Source organism: Shewanella denitrificans OS217, from assembly GCF_000013765.1.
GTDB lineage: Bacteria > Pseudomonadota > Gammaproteobacteria > Enterobacterales > Shewanellaceae > Shewanella > Shewanella denitrificans.
In genome coordinates, this window is sequence record NC_007954.1 from 2,504,014 (window position 1) to 2,523,048 (window position 19,035).

Below are 19,035 nucleotides of genomic sequence, written 5' to 3' on the forward strand. Positions count from 1 at the left end.
GCTATCTCTATAAATCCATAGAACTTATACTGTCATTTCTGCTACATTGGTTTGACCCCTGCCGAAAACTCATCAGAGCGCAGATGTTGAAAAATCCATTAGCTAGTCTCCATTAGCGATTAAATAGTGGACTTTCATTGACCTCTGCCAAATGCCGTGAACTAAACGCAAAGGCAAGGTTTACTAAGATATTTAGATCAACCAGCGCGTTAATAAGAGAGCATCAATGACTGAAGCTGATTTACCTTTTTCACAGGCCTGTGAAAACAATAAAACTCCAATTCTTGAGGCCCTTAAGCGCCTTCTTCCTTTGCCTCAAGCCCATACTCAAGACCCTGTTCTTAACCTGTTAGAAGTGGGCAGTGGTACAGGGCAACACTGCGTGTATTTTGCGCAGCACTTACCTCATATCCAGTGGCAGCCCAGCGAGCAAACCGTCTACCTCGACAGTGTAAACCAACGTATTTCACGCTTTAACAGCCCCAATCTTAAGCAGGCCATAGCCTTAGATCTCAGCCAAGACTGGCCTAGCCAATGCGCAGAGCAGCAGGCTATTTTTAGCGCTAATACACTGCACATTATCAGCCAAACCTTAGTGGAGCGTTTCATCGAAGATGCCGCACGTGCTTTAGTGCCAGACGGACAGTTTATTGTCTATGGCCCATTCAATTATCAGGGCCGCTTCACCAGCCAAAGCAATCAAGAGTTTGATGCTTGGCTTAAGCAAAGAGACACCCTAAGCGGCATTAGGGACATAGAGTGGATCATTGAGCTTGCCAAGGCTGAGTCACTTGTTTTAATGGATGACATCCCTATGCCAGCTAATAATCGGCTGCTCCATTTTCAGAAAAAGGCATCATCAACATGGTAAACGTTAGCACTAAAATTCACCCCAATGGTCTTAAGTACTTAGCCATAGACAGCCCACTTTGTCAGGCGACCATTTTCTTTCAAGGGGCGCAAATCACTGAGTTTACGCCAAAAAATTCACACCCCCTCCTGTGGGTGTCATCGGCTGACGATCACCAAGCTGGCAATGGTATACGGGGCGGCATTCCCATTTGCTGGCCTTGGTTTGGCCAACATGCCAAGCCAAGCTGGCCTCAACATGGATTTGCTCGTACCCGCCTCTGGTCTTTAAGCCAAGTGAATGTCACTGACCAGTCCGTACAAATTCAATTTGACTTGCCACTCTCGGAGCAAGATAAACAATGTTGGCCCCATGATAGTCAAGTGTCAGTGCTATTTAGTCTAAGTGACAGCTTGAAAGTCAGCTTAATTAATCACAACCTTGGCGAACACCCTTTTGAGCTCACCCAAGCCTTGCACAGCTACTTTCCTATTTCGGATATTCATCGCACCCGGGTCAGCGGCGTTAAAGGTGCTCAATACATAGAGTTTTCAGAAGGCCCCTTTCCTCAGGAAGAAGATGAGGTACATTTTACCAAGGAGACCGACAGGGTTTATACCCAGCTTGCTCAAACGCAATGTATCCATACCCCCAATGGGACAATCAGGGTTGCCAGAGAGCAAAGTGCCAGCGCCGTGCTGTGGAACCCTTGGATAGATAAATCCATTCGCCTCGGCCGCTTTAATCCCGATGACTATTTGCAAATGCTGTGCTTAGAAGCCGCAAATGTATTGGAGGACAAAGTTGTGTTGCAAGCGGGTGAAAGCCATACCCTAAGCACAGAGATAAGCTGGCTAAAAAATTAATTACGGGGGCAAGTATCCAACATACAACCAAGGCACACGCAGGTCCGTCAACACTCATCACCCTATTTATAGGCATAGTGAGTGACAACCTCTATTTCATGATTGGGGCTCACTATGCATCAAGTTAGCCCCGCTGAACCTTGTGCCACTGCCCCTTATAGAGATAAACCAAAGTCTGCGCTGCTGCGCCGCCCTAGGTTTATCATCTTATTAGCATTGATGCTGCTTTTGGCCATGGGGATCCTTGTCCTGTTCCACAATGCCAATTCGGTGAGTCAATTTTTAATCAGGCAGTTTGCCGCAACATATGAAGTGAATATTGTCGAGTTAGAAGACAATCACTCCACTTTGGATAGCGTAAACCTCGCCCGTCTTAAGCTCAATTACCAAGGCAGTGAGCTAACTATCACAGATCTTAAATTGACCTTTTTCGATGGCTTAGCCATGTTAAAACGGCGACAATTGTTAAGCTCAGACCTAAAACGCATCTCCCTGAGTAGCATGACACTCAATCCGAGCCGTTCTCTAATAGAACAGATGTTAATGCGCAGCGAGCAAACCCAGCACGGTTTAACATTCAACTTAGGGACACTGGATGCTGCTCTCATTCACGCGGACAAAACTAGTCTTGATACCGAAAATGTTGATAAGATAAGTCTCGAGCCGCTTAACCTAGATAACCTCACTGTTTGGCTACAAACCCTGCAACAAAAATTACCGACTCAATTACCCGAGTTACAGTTAGGCCAAATTACTATTGAGCTGCCAAGCTTTTCAACATTGATTTCAAACATTAGTCCAAACCTTAGCCAGCCAATTGCAGCTACTGTGCCTGCCGCGACCATAAGCCTGCCTAAGCTTGTTCTCAATCCTAGGGGAGAGCTCAGTACAGAGCTACTGTTCAACCAACTGCCGATTATTGCTTTTGATGCAAAACTTGACCCCAATCAGCTGTTAGCCCCTTGGCAGTTAGACACTGAGTTATCCCTCACCTCGGCGCACCAAGGCCTAGTCCAACTTGCGAGCTATTTGGATGCCAGTCGCAGCGCATTGGCACTTGAGCCATCACAAATTCACAGTCAGATTAATCGTATAATTAACGCACTGAACCAAATATCAGCAAAAGGCATCAAGGTGAGTGGTCTTTGGCAAAGCCATAGTGAGTTTTCAGCCCAAGATTTAACCTTGCACAGCCAACACAGCTTGTCAGAGGCAGAAATCCTTCTCACCCCTGCACTTGCTGAACAAGAAAGTGTTTACATCAAACTGCAGCAGCCAGTGAAACTTAAGGTTTCACTGGATAAACAAAATATGAGTGCAAATTTACAGCCCTTAGGTTTATCTCTCACGCTCACCCCTGCTCAGCGGCAATTAATAGCAGCAAGCTTCAGTGAAGCTAACTTAACGAGTAAATTAGAACCTTGGCTTAGCAAACTCAGCCTGAGAAATGACACAGTGCAACAAATAGACGCCATAAGTCATATAGAGTTTGCGCTTGAACGCACCGAGCTCACTATGCCTAGCAGTGCCTTGAAGTCAGTCATATCGCAGGCTTTGGATAACGAGCCCCTCGATACAGAGGATAAGCAAACCACTGCCCAAGTCATCAAGCTCACATCTCCTAACGCCATGCTAAGGCTTAAGCTCGTCCCCCTTAAACGCAGCGCAGAGGCAAAAGAGCCAGCAGACGAGATGAAAACTCAGGCTCCCCATCAACAACAATTAACATTATCTAACTTAACGACTGAATATGAACCACTTACTAAGCGCATTCAGCAAGAGTTTGACGTTAATTGGCACTTTTCCCAGCAAAGCCCGCTGCATTTAACCCATAGCGCATTAAGCCAGCTGCCATTTGCCAATTTCAGCATTGAAAAGGCCAATATTACACTCGATGGCCACGCTGAATTTGACTATCTGCAATCGACAAACAGCACTGAGGTGAGCAAGCCGAGTCAGAGTAGCAATGCCGCGGATGTCAACGTCAATGACGCAAAAAACAGGGATGAAACCGAGCTTACAACTAAAGCCAGTCTTAAGTTCACTCTTGCCCCAAGCAGTCAGCTGAGCCTTAGCGGCATGAGTGCAGCCCTAGGTGACACTCAGTTATCCATGAACAAATTACATCTGCAAGGCGCAAGCCAGACACAAGTTAACCTTAATGCTAGCCGCCCTATTTCATCACAAAAAGCCAATGTTAGCCCCGACGCGGCTCAATCTAAATCCTTGCCATGGCACCCACTTGAGCTCACTCAAGCACAAGTGACCTTGGCCGACATGAATATGCAAATAAGTAAGCTGCTGATAAAGCAATTTGCAGCAAGTGAAGGGGTTTCAACTGATGCAAAACCGCTAAATGGTAAACATCAACAACTTGAAGCTAAGGCTGAAAACCTTAACCTGCGCCTTAATGACATCAGCAAGTTAGACTTGGGCGCATCACTGGGGACACTATTTCAGAATGAAATAACCGCTCAATTACAATGGGACATAGCGCAGCTTGATGTGCGTAAACACACTGCAAACAAGCGCACCAAAGCAGGGGCGGCCTTGTTAGTATTGGATAGTCTATCCCTTAAACAAAGGGTTAAACTCAATAAAGGGGTGTTAAGTAGTCAAGATGACTGGCTATTTGAAACCCAGGCCTTGAGCAGTCAACATTGGCTGAATGCACCTTGGTTAACAGCATCTTGGCTAACAGCACCTCGTTTGAGTGCATCAAAGCAGCATGTTCAAGCATTGGGTAAGCCAAGTACCATTAACCCAGCCGCGAGTATGGCCACGAGTTTAGCCGGCCAATGGCAGTTTGAGTTTGACATAACCCAAGCCCTCGCCGTCGCAGCCAAGACGCAAACTTTGCCGAAAAACACTTTCCTGCAAGGCCAAGGGAGCTTTAATGGCAGCTATTTACTCCGTAACGTGCAAGATAGCGCCGGTAAGCATCAATTCTTTGAGTTTAGATTCGAGCCAGAGTTTGACAATTTAAGCGGGGATTACCTAGATTACAATTTCAGTGGCGCACGCCTTTCCGCCAAGTGTCAGCTGGACTGGCAAAGAGCTTACCAAACTCAACAGGTTAAGAGCTTACTGAGTTGCCCTGATACTCAGGTTAGCGCCGCAGAGGCAAACCTAGGTTTACGCTTGGATAGGCTCAAATTACAAACCGACATTCAGCTCACGCAAGATGACAGCAAACCCGCGACCAATTGGCTGCAACTCGTCACTGGGCTCAGTCATACCGAAGTGAATCTCACTGCCAGCGGCGATATACTAGATGGTCACTTTCTGATCCCCGAGTTCACCTTAAGGATTCAAGACACCTCTAAAGGGCATATTTTATTGCAAGGATTGAGCCTCGAAGCATTCCTTGCCGCCCAGCCTCAAGTAGGCGTTCAGGCCAGTGGCATTTTTGATGGCGTATTACCTGCTACTTTTACCGATGGCAAGCTGCAAGTCAGTGGCGGCCTATTGGCAGCCCGGGCGCCAGGTGGGCGAATTCAAGTGTCAGGTAATCCCGCCATCGATGAATTAACTCAGATGCAGCCCCATTTAGCCTTAGTGTTTACCGCCCTTGAGGATCTTAACTACCACCAACTTTCAAGTAGCTTTGACATGGCTCCCAATACGGATGCTAAGTTGAACTTACAGATAAAAGGAAATAGCGTGGGGATTGAACGGCCCATTCATTTGAACTACTCTCATGAAGAGAATCTTTTGCAATTATATCGCAGCCTGAGATTAACCAATCAGCTGCAGGATAATATTGAGCAATCAATGAAATAAGGAAAAATAGTGAATAAATCTCAAGGTATACTTCTCAGCCTATGCGGCCTGGGCTTACTGACAATGGTCAGCGCTTGCTCGCCTACGGTTAAAATCGAGCCACCGGACAAACCCATAGTGATCAATCTGAACGTCAAGATTGAGCATGAAATTAGGATAAAAGTCGATAAAGAACTCGACACTCTCATCAATAATGAATCATTGTTTTAATAGAAGGGATTGCTATGAAATCTGCCTTTTCGTGTTTAATTGTAGGCTTGCTGCTGTCATTTCAAGCTATGGCGCTAACTTTACAAGAAGCTAAATCACAAGGCTTTGTGGGTGAGCAACTGAACGGCTATCTGGGGTTAGTACAAACCACGGATGAAGCCAAAGCCCTGATGGACGATGTGAATGCCAAGCGCAAGGCCCATTATGAGCACATTGCCCGTAAAAACAATATCGCCACCGATGCAGTGGCAAAGTTGGCGGCGCAAAAAGCCATCGAGGCCGCATCTCCAGGCCATTGGTTACAAAGCACTAACGGAACATGGTTTAAAAAATGATCCTCTGCCATACTTTGATGACTTTACTCTAGGACGAGTCTTGCTATGTTGCTCAAACACACCATTAAGAAAATGTCTCTTAGCTCAAAATGGCTGTTTTGCTGCTTAAGCTTAAGCCTAATTTCAATGCCAACTTGGGCGCAAACCGTCATTCGCATCGGTGGTTATGATTTTGCACCCTATGTCAGCGTTAACAATGACACTCAAGCCACGGGATTGAGCCTCGATCTGATGGCGGCGTTAAATGCGATACAGTCAGAAGTTAAATTTGAATTTGTCGGCACCAGCATAGAGCAACGTTATCAGGCGTTCTCCAAAGGACGTTACGATGCCATCTTGTTCGAAAGTCCACAATGGGGCTGGCAAGATTATGACACCCAATTTGTTCCATTAGAGATAGAAGATGGTGAGCGTTACATTAGCCTTAAAATCACCGCAAAAGATCAATCTTATTTCGATAACTTTCGAAACAAAAAGCTTGCCTTAGTCAGCGGTTACCACTATAAGTTTGCCCAGTGGAGCAATGATCCTAAGGTCTTGAAGAAAAAATTTGATGCCTTATTTGTGCCTTCAAATAAGGCATCCATTGAAAGCGTTTTAAAAGCACGGGCCGATATGGCCCCTGTCACTTGGAGTTATCTGCAACATTACTTTGTTACAAACCCCACTGCTCGCGAGCAATTGATTTTCTCAACCAAGTGGGATCAACAATATCAACATGGGATAATCATAAACCCACAATCGAGTCTCAGCGCCGAACAATTATCCCTTTGGCTCGATAAACTAAAACAAAATGGCACCTTAAAAAATCTGGCTCAGCGCTATCATCTAACAGTTAAATAACCTAAAAAAACACCTCAGCAAATCGTGAGACTGAAGAGAAACCACCAAAGTGAGTTTTGTGGCTGCCATTAGGTTATACGAGTATTTAGATTATTGTTTATATTATGGTTTACCTGAACGCTTACGTCAGAATTCGCTAAAAATGGCTTAACCACAGCAGTTGAATGCCGTAGGATATTCTTTGATACCAACCTGTGTTGCCTTTGCTCTTAACCGCCTTCGCCATAGCCCACAAATAATATATTACCCCTAATACGCTCAAGATTGACCCTAGTCTAAACCCTAAAGAAATCAGCTCTGTTGTCGGGCTCAGAACCACTAAAATAGTGGTAATAAGTAGCGCCAGCAGCATGATAAAATTAAGGAAAAAAAACACCGACTTAAGTCGGCGTTTTTTGTGCAAATGATATTCGAACAGGCTTATAGCTTGTCGAAATCATCCACATTGATAGCAGCTAATCGCTTAGCATCGGCATCTTGCAACTGAGCGTATTCGCTGTCGTTGATAATGCCTTTCTCAAGGGCTTTTTCAAACAACACAGGCATGGGCTGTTTTGACTTAAGGTGGCCATTACGCTGAGCTTGCTTAAGCTTTTTGTAAATCTCTTTGCTGGCGTATTTAGCAAGGAATGCTTGCTCAACTTCTGCAATACCGCCTTTGTCGCCTTCAAAATCTGGGCACAGGAAGGTCAATCTGTCACGAGCAGGTCCTGGACGCAGCATACCTTTAACCACTTGGGTAGTCAGATTGTCGCTTGGCAGGTTGAAGTGATTACCTAGCGGGAAAATAAGCACTTTTAATAAGCCACGTACAATCAAATTAGGGAAGTTGCGGCTCGCTTCTTCTAGTGCCTTAGCGGCGAAATGAAGTCTTTGCTGCATCACATAATGCACGATTGGCAAATCATCTTGCTGACGGCCATTGTCTTCAAAATGCTTTAAGGTCGCTGAACCTAAATACAACTGGCTTAATACATCACCCATACGGGCAGACATCATTTCTTTACGCTTTAAATCACCGCCCATTATCAGCATAGATAAGTCTGTCATGATGGCTAGCGCCGCTGACATACGTGTCATGTCTGAATAATACTGCTGGGTGGCACCGCTGACTGGCGCCTTGATGAAGCGGCTCGCCGTTATTGCCGTCGCAAAAGCTGTTAAGGCGTTGCGACAAGCGTACCCAATGTGGCCCATTAATAATGAGTCAAACCTGTCTAGTGCATCGGTTTCGTTCTCCATCGCCGCAGCTTCCATCTCGGCAAGCACGTATGGATGACAACGAGTGGCACCTTGACCGAAAATCATCAAGGAGCGGGTTAGAATGTTAGCGCCTTCAACCGTAATAGAGATAGGGTTTGCCATAAAGGCATGACCCAAGTAGTTTTTGCTACCTAGTTGAATGCCCTTGCCTGACTGAATGTCCATGGCATCTTCTAACACATCACGGCCAAGTTCTGTCATGTGGTATTTAGCGATAGCGGTTACCACTGATGGCTTAACCTTAAGATCAATACCTGTGGTGGTTAAGCGGCGCGCCGCTTCTAACTGATAGGTATTACCGATAATGCGCGCGAGGGCTTCTTGCACGCCTTCGAACAAACCGATAGACATACCAAATTGCTGACGCACATAGCTGTAGGCTGTGGTGGTTTTAGTGGTCACGTGACCCGATGCGGTAGCAAGAGCTGGCAGAGAAATACCGCGACCTGCTGACAAACACTCAACCAGCATACGCCAGCCTTTACCAGCGTATTGTGGGCCACCTATGATCCAATCCAGTGGAATGAAAACATCTTTACCGCTCGTGGTACCGTTCATAAACGCCATCATCATAGGGTTATGACGACGGCCAATTTCAACACCCGGGTGGTCAGTTGGAATTAGCGCACAAGTGATACCGATATTTTTAATGTCACCCAATAGCCCATCTGGGTCACGCATTTGGAACGCAAGACCCAGTACAGTGGCAACAGGGGCCAAGGTAATGTAGCGCTTGTTCCAGGTGAGGCTTAAACCTAAAACTTCTTCACCTTCAAATTCTTGTCGACACACAACCCCGATATCAGGAATGGCGCCGGCATCACTGCCCGCTTCTGGGCCAGTCAAGGCAAAGCAAGGTAACTCTTTACCCTTGGCTAAATCGGGCAACCAGCGCTCTTTTTGTGCTGTAGTACCGTAATGGGTGAGTAGTTCTCCAGGGCCTAATGAGTTAGGTACCATAACAGTCACTGCGGCGCTGACGCTACGTGAAGCAATAATGCTGACTATGGTTGAGTTGGCGTAGGCTGAGAATTCACGGCCACCGAATTTCTTTGGAATGATAAGCGCGAAAAAGCCTTCTTTCTTGAAATAAGACCACAGTTCAGGGGGTAAATCTTTACGATTATGAACTATGTCGAAATCATCAATCATGGTCAGGGCTGTCATCACCTGATTATCGATAAAGGCTTGCTCGTCAGCCGTTAAGGCTGGTTTGCCATAGCTGTGTAAGGTATTCCAGTTTGGCTTACCGCGGAACAATTCACCTTCCCACCACACATCGCCCGCTTCCATGGCTTCTTTTTCAGTGGTAGACAGAGGAGGCAGTACTTTCTTGAAAAATGCAAACACAGGACGAGTGATAAACTGCATCCTGATATTACGCACCCCAAAAAGCACTATTATTGCTAATAAAAGCAGTATGATAATACTCATTATTCAACCTTTTTTTAGTTAGTTTAAATCGCCACTGACACGCCAGCAGCCATGTAAGGGATCACTTTGCGAATTATCGCTTCAATATTGTTATGTTCACCGTATTCAGTGGCGGCAATATCATTTAATGCATCCGCTGAAGCCATGGTAAAGACTATAGTGCCTAAGGTGAAATGCAGCCGCCAAAACATCTCTGCTGCTGGAATATGGGGGGCACTCATCTTCACAGCTTGTACAAATGCGGCCAGATGCTCACCATAATGTGTGGTGATAAACCAGCGCAGATGACCTTGGCTTTCTATGTAACCCCGGCCTAGTAGCTGCAAGAAAATAATGGTGCCACCGTTTCTCACCTTATTTAATTCTAGTAAAGGTTTAATTAATGAGGAGAAAATTTCGTTCAAACTCGCCTGCTCTGACGCTTTATTCAAACGTTTAATCTCACTGGCAGCCGATGGCATAAACACATCTAAATAGCGTGCCAACACAGCGCGGATCAGTTCTTTCTTCGAGCCAAAATGGTAATTTACCGAGGCCAAATTCACTTCAGCCTTACTGGTGATAAGCCTTAAGGAAGTTTCAGAAAATCCCCTTTCTGCGAAGAGTTTTTCTGCTGCATCCAGAATTCTGGTTTTTGTATCTGTCCGACTCGCCATCCTCTCACCCATTATATTTAAAACACCTGTTTAAATTAATCATTGAGCGAACACTTGTCAATCGAAATTCTCAAGTCATTGTATTGGCATTTCATCTTATTTAAGTACGAATTCAAGACTGTATTAAATGCAAACTGCTTTTTAATTGGGTAAACTAAGGCCAAAAAATTACACTAACAATAATATTGAGGGAGCCAAACAAATGAAATTGCCTTTTAAACAGCCATCTCAAATCGCTTTAGTCGTCTCTGTGGCGCTCGGATTAAGCGCATGCGGCCAGCAAATTAAGCCGGTTGCCACGGCGCCTGCTGTGGATGCGAAGGCAGCTGCTGAATTTGTCAATGATGCGGAAGTGAAACTGGAAGCATTGTCCATTGAAGCCAGCCGCGCCGAGTGGATCTACAGTAACTTTATTACCGAAGACACGGCGGCACTTTCTGCTGCCATGGGCGAAAAAACCACCTCAATGTCTGTTCAGCTAGCAACCCAAGCGGCAACATTTGCAGGCTTGAAACTTGATCCTGTGGTTGCTCGCAAGCTTAATTCGCTTCGTAGCAGTTTGATTTTGCCGGCGCCGCTGGATCCTGCTAAAAATGCTGAACTTGCCAAGATAAGCTCAGAGCTCAATGGCCTGTACGGTAAAGGCAAATACTGTTTTGCCTCTGGCGAATGCATGACTCAAACTGAGTTGTCGGCGCTTATGGCGGAATCCAAAGATCCACAGCTGTTATTGGAAGCTTGGCAAGGTTGGCGTCAAATCGCCAAACCTATGCGTTCATTATTCCAACGTGAAGTAGAATTAGCTAACGAAGGTGCCCGTGACTTAGGCTTCGCCGATTTATCTGAATTGTGGCGCAGCCAGTACGACATGAAGCCGCAAGAATTCTCCAACGAATTAGACCGTCTATGGGGTGAAATTAAGCCCTTGTACGATTCGCTGCATTGTTATGTGCGCGGCGAGCTGAATGAGCAATACGGCGATGAAGTGGCACCTAAAACAGGCCCAATCCCAGCACACCTCCTAGGTAATATGTGGGCGCAGCATTGGGGCACCATCTACAATAGTGTTGCACCAAAAGATGCGGACCCAGGTTTTGATGTCACTGAATTATTAGCTAAAAATGGCTACGATGAAGTCAAGATGGTCAAACAAGCCGAAAGCTTCTTCACCTCCCTTGGTTTTGATGCATTACCGGAGACATTCTGGAGCCGCTCACTGTTTGTGCAGCCTAAAGATAGAGATGTGGTGTGTCATGCATCGGCGTGGGATCTGGACAACCAAGATGATATCCGCATCAAGATGTGTATCCAGAAAACTGCTGAAGACTTTACTGTTATTCACCATGAACTGGGGCATAACTTCTACCAAAGAGCCTATAAAAACCAGCCTTACATTTTTAAAGGCTCTGCCAATGATGGTTTCCATGAAGCCATTGGTGACACCATAGCACTGTCAATCACACCTAAGTACCTGCAGCAAATTGGCCTGCTTGAGACTGTGCCTGATGCTTCTAAAGACATAGGCCTCTTGCTGCAACAAGCATTAAATAAAATTGCCTTCATGCCGTTTGGTTTAATGATAGATCAGTGGCGCTGGCAGGTCTTTAACGGCCAAATTAAGCCTGAAGATTACAATAAAGCCTGGTGGGACTTAAGAGAAAAATACCAAGGTGTTAAAGCCCCTATCGAGCGCACTGAAGCCGACTTTGACCCAGGTGCTAAATACCATGTGCCAGGTAACGTACCTTACACACGTTATTTCTTAGCCCATGTGTTGCAGTTCCAGTTCCATAAAGCCCTTTGTGATATCGCCGGGGACACAGGTCCTGTGCATCGCTGCAGTATTTATGGCAACAAAGAAGCCGGCGCTAAGCTTAACCAAATGCTAGAAATGGGTGCCAGCAAGCCTTGGCCAGAAGCGTTAGAAGTGGTCACAGGTACTCAGCAGATGGATGCTAAAGCCGTGTTAGATTACTTTGCGCCGCTGCAAACTTGGTTAAACGAGCAAAACACGCAAGCCCAACGTCAATGTGGCTGGTAGTCTAGCGGTCCGCTAGCCAGTGGTCATGCCTAAGTTCTAAAGTGCCCAAGCACATAAGACATAGGCACTGGATTTAACCACATTTGAACAGACGCCCACACAATGTGGGCGTTTTCTTTATTGCTCACGATAAGCATCATCTTGGCCCAGTCTTATGCCAATTTTCGGCTCAATAATTTTTAATTCATGTCGACTAAGACACACTTTGTAATGATTCTTTACTGTTGTCACGCCACTGTGTCGGCTATAGTGCTTGAATATGAACAGCTGGCCTAGGTATCCAATTTAATTCACAATTTTGATATTGAACTCGCACTAGGTTAACCATTCCGACCTGTCATTTTCCATGAGGCTCTGCCATTGAAACTACTGAGCACAATTTTATTTTTTGCCTTGATTTGGATGACCAACGTCCAGGCTAATGAGCAAGATAATCATGCTATTAATCAGTATTATCAGAAGTTTACCTTATCTTTTGCTAATTTGGACTTAAGCGCCATCGACGAGCTCTACACTCATGATGCCGTGTATATATCTGAAACACACAATAGAGAAATCGTTCAAGGTAAGAGTCAAGTGATCGATTTATATCAATCCTTCTTTGATAAAATCCGTCGCAAGCAAGCCAAAATAGAAGTTGAATTTAGAGTTCATGTTAGGCAATTGCGTGATAATGGCGCCACCGACATAGGTTACTATCTGGTACGCTTTCATCCAGCCAAAGAGACTGGCGAACCTGTCAGCGAGTTTTCCGGCAAGTTCGTCAATGTGTTTATCAAAGAACAAGGGAAATGGCGCATCAGTGTTGACTCCAACACTCGGGGAGATGCCAAGCTGTATTTTGCTGCTAAACCTCAAGCTTCACTGTATTATGGCCAAAGATTCAAGGCGCCTCAGCACAAGAAGCAGCCAAAGCCAGACAAACCCCATTAAGGATTGGTATTATATGCCCAGCCCATCTTGCCCTTGCGGCAGTGATAAGTCTTATGCACTTTGCTGTCAGCCATTGCATCAACAAAAACAACATGCTACTGAACCTGAGCAATTAATGCGATCTCGCTACTGTGCCTTTGTTAAAGGTGAATTTAATTACCTTATTGCCACCCACCATGCTGAGCACCTGCAAGGCTTAACGGCCGCCGAGTTGGCGCAGAGTCCTGAGGTCAATTGGCTTGGGCTTGAGGTAATGGCCAGCACAAAGGATCTGAGCAATAACGCCGCTAAGGTCAGCTTTAAGGCTTGGTATTTAGACAAGGGTCAACTGGATGCTATTTTTGAAAATTCAGAATTTATTTTTGAACAAGGACAATGGTTTTACAGCCAAGGCCAGCAATTCACCACCAAACCGCCTGAGCGTAATAGCCCTTGTATTTGCCACAGTGGTAAGAAATTTAAACATTGCTGCATGAAATTAGTTCGTTAACGCTGTTATCTAAGACTGAGTATGTGGGATGTATGTGATCTTGAGTGCAAAACAGCTTAGTTTATTAAGCTCTGCTGAAGTGTAAGCAAGTGACTGAAATCACTTTCCCGCACCGCAGGACTGTATAAAAACCCTTGGGCATGATGACAAGCACTCTGTGTGAGGAAGGCTTCTTGCTCCTTAGTTTCCACCCCTTCGGCAGTCAATGAAATATTTAGCGCACTGGCCATGGCGATAATGGCACTGACAATCTCTCGGCTTTCACGGCTACTGCTGATGTCCATTACAAAGGATCTGTCTATCTTAAGTTTGGAGATAGGGAACTGCTTTAAATACCGCATGGAACTGTGGCCAGTACCAAAGTCATCGATGGCTAGCCCCACGCCAAGTTCGGCCAATTCTTTACACAACTTAGTGGCGTGTTCGATATCACTCATCAATTCAGTTTCGGTTATTTCCAAAATCAGTCGTTTGGGTTTGATACGATAGCGAGTCACTAAGGTCCAAACTTGGGCGTAAAGCTGACTACTGAAAAACTGCCGCGCCGACACATTCACATGCATGGTCAAGTCGATATTTTTGTGCTGCCACAAATTTAACTGTTTACAGGCGGTTTCCAGCACCCATTGTCCCATCGCATTGATTAACCCCGTCTGTTCAGCGATTTCAATAAAGGCCCCTGGATACAAGATGCCCTTTTTAGGATGGTGCCAACGGATTAGGGCTTCAGCCCCTATATAGCGCTGAGTTTGTAGATCCATTAAGGGTTGATAATAAAGCTCAAATTCACGGCTTTTAAGGGCCTGCTGTAAATCGCGTTCAATTTCGATATTGGCCTTAAACGCCTCAAGCAATTGGGTATTAAATATTTGATAGTGCTTAAGGGCTTTTCTCTTGGCGTATTGCAGTGCAATATCAGCGCAAGTGAGTGGCGCAAATAAGTCCACCACAGACTCTATATTCACCACCGCGATGGCAGGTTTGGGTTCGACTTTATCCCGAGCGATAATCACAGGGGCTAATAATTTCTCGTAAAGTTTAGCCACGCAGCGTTCTAATTCAGCGAGTTCGCCAATTTCTGGTAATAATATACCAAACTCATCGCTGCCAATTCGTGCCACATCGATGGCATTATGGTAATTAGCAAAATGTTTGACCCTTCGGGCAACTTCGATAAGCAGCGCATCCCCGCGTTCATGGCCATGGGTATCGTTAAAACGATTAAAACCAAGTAAATCAACTAATATTAATACTCCATTCGCGCTTTTATCTAAATTTTGAGTGAAATGCAACCTATTGTGTAACCCGGTTAAATTACAATTCCAAGCTAAACGCTCGAGTTCTGCCTTATGACGATATTGAGCTGAAATATCATGCACGGCAACTAAGGCAAAATCATTACCCCGAGAGGTCACAAAGTGACGCGCATGGTAATGTACCCAATACTGACTCTCGTCCACATGCTGCATCTGACGTTCACCTTGAATGGTTTCCCCTCTTAGTAGGGCATTAATCATGGGAGTCACTTGCTCATTGGCACCGCGGAAAAACGCCAATTTGCTGGCGTGTTGATCTTGAACTTGTTCTCTTGGGATCCCAGTTAATTTCTGATGGGCTGGGTTAACGTACCTTATCATTTGAGTTTTAAGATTAATTAAAATAATCAAATGCTCAGCTTGCTCGGTAGCGCTCAAATAAAGGGTGAGATCTTCATCTTTTTCATAACCGCGCTCAGTGGCCAGCGCTAAAGCGAGCTGATCCGCGACTTGACTCACAAATTGAATATCTTGCTCTTGTAACGGAATAATAGATTCAAATTCAAGGCTTAGCAGGCCTTCTATATGACCATTAATACGAATCGCCACATCAAATATTTGTTTAACTGGCTCTCCGTGCTGATAGCGGCTTACTATAAAAGGCATATCCGCATCATCAGTGGCAACAAAGAACCTGTGATCATGAAGATGCTGTAAATAATCACTGGATAATTGCGGTCTAGATGTGCTTGATAGAGGGGATTGGCTGCTTAAATCTGCGCTAGCTAGAGGTGTTAGTCTATGATCTTGTTGATCTAATTGCCACACCATCACATTGAAACCATGAAAATGTTCAAGCAGAAGCTGACAGCACATATTGGCTGTCTGAGAATACTGGCCTAATGCTTTTGCTTCAGAGTTAACTATTTGTTCCAATAGTTCCTGATGCTCTGTGAGTTCCATGCGCTTCCTAGTGACTTCTTTAATTAGCAAAATCAATAATTTAAAATTACCGTTTAAATAATGCTACGCCCTGTAAAATACTTTGCCATACGCTTTTTAACAAACACAGTGTTTATCACTTAATTAACTTTATTGCTGCCAAGAAATGCTGAAAAAAGACATTTTTCACAGGCCTTCCTCAAGCTGGAAAATTAACTTTTCCACTGTATATTCAAAGTTTAACGATAATATAACACCATCATCCATGACTTTCATAGAGGCGGTGACATTTTTAAATTTCTGCTCTGCTTTTAGCTGTAAACGAGTCGCTCCAGCCTTCGAATTATGCCCGTTAAAGTGAACTACAAGTAGAGTGTCATTGGCTTCTATTAGCTTACCTATATCAACAAAACCGCCACAGCAGTCCCGCGTTGCATCGATGTTTTCACCCACAACCAGAGACTTAATTCCCTTAGACTGAGTTACGTTAGATTGAATTGTCTTAGCGTTAGCTTCCATATCAGGCTCCATTAATTTTGCTCATTGCTTGCGGTTTGACCCAAGCATTTGGTGGAACCATCATAATAATTGATTTCTAATAAGCTAACTCTACTCCAATTCACACAATCGACATCAGCTAAACCTATGATGAATTTTACTCACTTTGTGACATTTCCCTAACAAATCCCTTGAAATCACAATTTTTCTGATTATGATGAATCTCTGTCCTACTCAGACAAACGCCAGCTTATTACCCATAAGCTTCTGAATGCCCGCCATTCAGTTAATGGCACTCTTTAGCTTGAAGTACCTTCAAGCTTGATTTTTATAACGATTACCGTCGTTGTTTACAAAGTACTGTTTACCATAACGGTAACTATGAGGTCCTTGCTATGGAAATGTTATCCGGCGCTAGTATGATAGTGCGCTCTCTTATTGACGAAGGTGTCGAACACATCTTTGGCTATCCCGGTGGTTCAGTCTTAGATATTTATGACGCCCTTCACGAAATCTCAGGCGTGGAGCACATTTTAGTGCGTCACGAGCAAGCCGCGGTGCACATGGCCGATGGTTATGCCAGAGCGACTGGTAAGGTTGGCGTGGTGCTGGTGACATCAGGCCCTGGCGCCACCAATGCCATCACAGGTATTGCTACCGCATATATGGACTCCATCCCGTTAGTTGTCTTGTCAGGTCAAGTACCCAGCAATTTAATTGGCAATGATGCCTTCCAAGAATGTGACATGATTGGGATTTCACGCCCTGTGGTGAAACACAGCTTTTTGGTGACTGATCCCGCCAAAATCCCTGAAACCATCAAAAAAGCCTTTTATATCGCCAGCACTGGTCGACCCGGCCCTGTGGTGGTTGATTTACCCAAAGATTGTTTAAACCCACAAGTGCTGCACGAATATGCTTACCCTGAGTCGGTCAGCATGCGCTCTTACAATCCTACGACCATGGGCCATAAAGGCCAGATAAAACGCGGTTTACAAGCGCTTATTCAAGCGAAAAAACCTGTGCTTTATGTAGGCGGCGGCGCGGTGATTTCAGGCTGTGATAAGCAAATATTATCGCTGTCAGAAAAACTCAACATTCCTGTGGTTAACACCTTAATGGGTTTAGGTGCCTTCCCCGGCACTCACAAGCACAATGTAGGCATGCTGGGTATGCATGGTCGATATGAAGCCAATATGGCGATGCACAATTGTGATTTAATTTTTGGTATTGGGGTGCGCTTCGATGATAGAACCACCAACAATGTGGAGAAATATTGTCCTAACGCCACTATTTTGCACATAGATATCGATCCCTCTTCCATTTCCAAAACCATCAGGGTGGATATCCCCATCGTGGGTTCGGCCGAGCAAATTTTAGACAGCATGCTGGCATTACTGGAACACACACAAGATAGTCAAGATAAGCAGGCCATCGGTGAATGGTGGGAGCAAATTACCCATTGGCGCGCCAAAGACAGTCTCGCCTATGATAAAAATAGCGGTCGGATTAAGCCTCAGCAAGTGATTGAAACCTTGTATAAATTAACCAAGGGTGAAGCCTATGTCACCTCAGATGTGGGCCAGCATCAGATGTTTGCCGCCCTGTATTACCCTTTCGATAAACCCAGACGTTGGATAAATTCTGGCGGTTTAGGCACCATGGGGTTCGGCCTTCCCGCCGCCATGGGGGTCAAGATGGCCATGCCCGATGAAACCGTGATTTGCGTGACTGGCGATGGTTCAATTCAAATGAATATCCAAGAGCTGTCCACTGCCCTGCAGTACGATACTCCAGTTAAAATCATCAATTTAAATAACCGTTTTTTAGGCATGGTCAAGCAATGGCAAGACATGATCTATTCTGGGCGCCATTCCCATTCTTACATGGATTCTGTGCCTAATTTTGCCAAAATTGCTGAGGCTTATGGCCATGTCGGCATGACGATTAGCGATCCCAACAAGCTTGAAGCTGAACTTGCCAAAGCCTTAGCCATGAAAGACAAATTAGTCTTTGTCGACATCAGTGTGGATGAAACTGAGCACGTCTACCCCATGCTGATTAAAGGCGGGGCAATGAATGAAATGTGGTTAAGTAAAACGGAGAAAAGCTAATGCGCCGAATTATCTCAGTACTTTTGGAAAACCAACCCGGTGCCCTTTCCCGTGTAGTCGGCCTGTTCTCACAACGTGGCTATAACATCGAAAGCCTTACGGTAGCCCCCACAGAAGATCACAGCCTTTCACGACTCAACATTACCGTGATTGCCGATCAATATGTGCTTGAACAAATCGAGAAACAACTGCATAAGCTCATCGATATTCTTAAAGTCGCCAACATTACCGAGGCATCCCACATAGAGCGCGAACTGGCCTTAGTAAAGGTCAAAGCGCAAGGGGAACACAGGGAAGAAGTGAAGCGCACGGCAGATATCTTTCGTGGCCAGATTGTCGATGTCACCGCCAATTTGTACACCATACAGATGGCGGGCACCAGCGAGAAAATTGATGCCTTTATACGCGCCCTGTGTGAGGTCACTAAGGTTATCGAAGTGTCTCGCTCTGGGGTGGTGGGCCTAGCTCGTGGTGAAAAATCTATGCGCGCCTAAGACTAGAATGTTAATTAGTTAAAAATA

Annotated in this window: 16 protein-coding genes; 11 read left to right on the forward strand and 5 right to left on the reverse strand. The window is 45.1% G+C overall.

Annotated features, from left to right (window positions below):
- Positions 1–226 precede the first annotated feature (226 nt).
- From SDEN_RS10985 to SDEN_RS11010, 6 genes are all read left to right on the forward strand, one after another.
- A complete protein-coding gene (locus SDEN_RS10985; protein ID WP_011496545.1) occupies positions 227–871 on the forward strand; it encodes a DUF938 domain-containing protein in 645 nt (214 codons plus the stop codon).
- Positions 865–1,716 carry a D-hexose-6-phosphate mutarotase gene (locus tag SDEN_RS10990; RefSeq protein ID WP_011496546.1) on the forward strand — a complete coding sequence of 284 codons (852 nt, stop codon included), beginning with the start codon at positions 865–867 and terminating at the stop codon, positions 1,714–1,716. Before SDEN_RS10985 ends, SDEN_RS10990 begins: the two co-directional genes overlap by 7 nt.
- Before the next feature lie 114 nt (positions 1,717–1,830).
- Positions 1,831–5,499: an intermembrane phospholipid transport protein YdbH family protein gene (locus tag SDEN_RS10995; protein WP_011496547.1), complete on the forward strand. Its 3,669-nt coding sequence runs from the start codon at positions 1,831–1,833 to the stop codon at positions 5,497–5,499.
- A 63-nt stretch (positions 5,500–5,562) separates the two neighbouring features.
- Complete coding sequence (locus tag SDEN_RS11000) at positions 5,563–5,709, forward strand: YnbE family lipoprotein (protein WP_083759687.1); 147 nt, start codon at positions 5,563–5,565, stop codon at positions 5,707–5,709.
- A gap of 14 nt (positions 5,710–5,723) precedes the next feature.
- Positions 5,724–6,044 (forward strand): YdbL family protein, encoded by a 321-nt coding sequence (locus SDEN_RS11005; protein WP_011496549.1) that lies wholly within the window; start codon positions 5,724–5,726, stop codon positions 6,042–6,044.
- Between the two features lie 45 nt (positions 6,045–6,089).
- Complete coding sequence (locus SDEN_RS11010) at positions 6,090–6,887, forward strand: substrate-binding periplasmic protein (protein WP_011496550.1); 798 nt, start codon at positions 6,090–6,092, stop codon at positions 6,885–6,887.
- A 136-nt stretch (positions 6,888–7,023) separates the two neighbouring features.
- On the opposite strand, the gene SDEN_RS20690 is transcribed toward SDEN_RS11010, so the two are convergent.
- The 3 genes from SDEN_RS20690 to SDEN_RS11020 are packed head-to-tail and all read right to left on the reverse strand — an operon-like array spanning position 7,024 to position 10,240.
- Positions 7,024–7,290, reverse strand: a complete 267-nt coding sequence (locus SDEN_RS20690; protein WP_011496551.1) for a hypothetical protein — start codon at positions 7,288–7,290, stop codon at positions 7,024–7,026.
- Positions 7,291–7,307: 17 nt separating this feature from the next.
- Complete coding sequence (locus tag SDEN_RS11015) at positions 7,308–9,587, reverse strand: acyl-CoA dehydrogenase (RefSeq protein ID WP_083759651.1); 2,280 nt, start codon at positions 9,585–9,587, stop codon at positions 7,308–7,310.
- A gap of 20 nt (positions 9,588–9,607) precedes the next feature.
- Entirely contained in the window at positions 9,608–10,240 is a 633-nt protein-coding gene (locus SDEN_RS11020; protein WP_041405772.1) for a TetR/AcrR family transcriptional regulator, read from the reverse strand.
- Positions 10,241–10,442: 202 nt separating this feature from the next.
- On the opposite strand from SDEN_RS11020, the gene SDEN_RS11025 reads away from it, so the two are divergent.
- The 3 genes from SDEN_RS11025 to SDEN_RS11035 all read left to right on the forward strand — a co-directional run bounded on the left by SDEN_RS11025 (position 10,443) and on the right by SDEN_RS11035 (position 13,704).
- Positions 10,443–12,281 (forward strand): M2 family metallopeptidase, encoded by a 1,839-nt coding sequence (locus SDEN_RS11025; RefSeq protein WP_011496554.1) that lies wholly within the window; start codon positions 10,443–10,445, stop codon positions 12,279–12,281.
- A 402-nt stretch (positions 12,282–12,683) separates the two neighbouring features.
- Positions 12,684–13,214: a YybH family protein gene (locus SDEN_RS11030; protein WP_011496555.1), complete on the forward strand. Its 531-nt coding sequence runs from the start codon at positions 12,684–12,686 to the stop codon at positions 13,212–13,214.
- A 13-nt stretch (positions 13,215–13,227) separates the two neighbouring features.
- Positions 13,228–13,704, forward strand: a complete 477-nt coding sequence (locus SDEN_RS11035; RefSeq protein WP_011496556.1) for a YchJ family protein — start codon at positions 13,228–13,230, stop codon at positions 13,702–13,704.
- Between the two features lie 56 nt (positions 13,705–13,760).
- Here the strand turns inward: SDEN_RS11035 and SDEN_RS11040 are convergent, their stop codons facing one another.
- Together SDEN_RS11040 and SDEN_RS11045 are read right to left on the reverse strand one after the other, a co-directional pair.
- The gene (locus tag SDEN_RS11040) at positions 13,761–15,923 is read right to left on the reverse strand and encodes a putative bifunctional diguanylate cyclase/phosphodiesterase (RefSeq protein WP_011496557.1); all 2,163 of its coding nucleotides are present in this window, start codon (positions 15,921–15,923) and stop codon (positions 13,761–13,763) included.
- Between the two features lie 165 nt (positions 15,924–16,088).
- Complete coding sequence (locus SDEN_RS11045; protein WP_011496558.1) at positions 16,089–16,421, reverse strand: DUF406 family protein; 333 nt, start codon at positions 16,419–16,421, stop codon at positions 16,089–16,091.
- Positions 16,422–16,795: 374 nt separating this feature from the next.
- Here SDEN_RS11045 and SDEN_RS11050 point away from each other — a divergent pair, with 374 nt between their 5' ends.
- Together SDEN_RS11050 and ilvN are read left to right on the forward strand one after the other, a co-directional pair.
- Positions 16,796–18,514, forward strand: a complete 1,719-nt coding sequence (locus SDEN_RS11050) for an acetolactate synthase 3 large subunit (protein WP_011496559.1) — start codon at positions 16,796–16,798, stop codon at positions 18,512–18,514.
- Complete coding sequence (gene ilvN, locus SDEN_RS11055) at positions 18,514–19,008, forward strand: acetolactate synthase small subunit (protein WP_011496560.1); 495 nt, start codon at positions 18,514–18,516, stop codon at positions 19,006–19,008. The genes SDEN_RS11050 and ilvN overlap by 1 nt, the downstream gene beginning before the upstream one ends.
- The last annotated feature ends 27 nt before the right edge of the window (positions 19,009–19,035 follow it).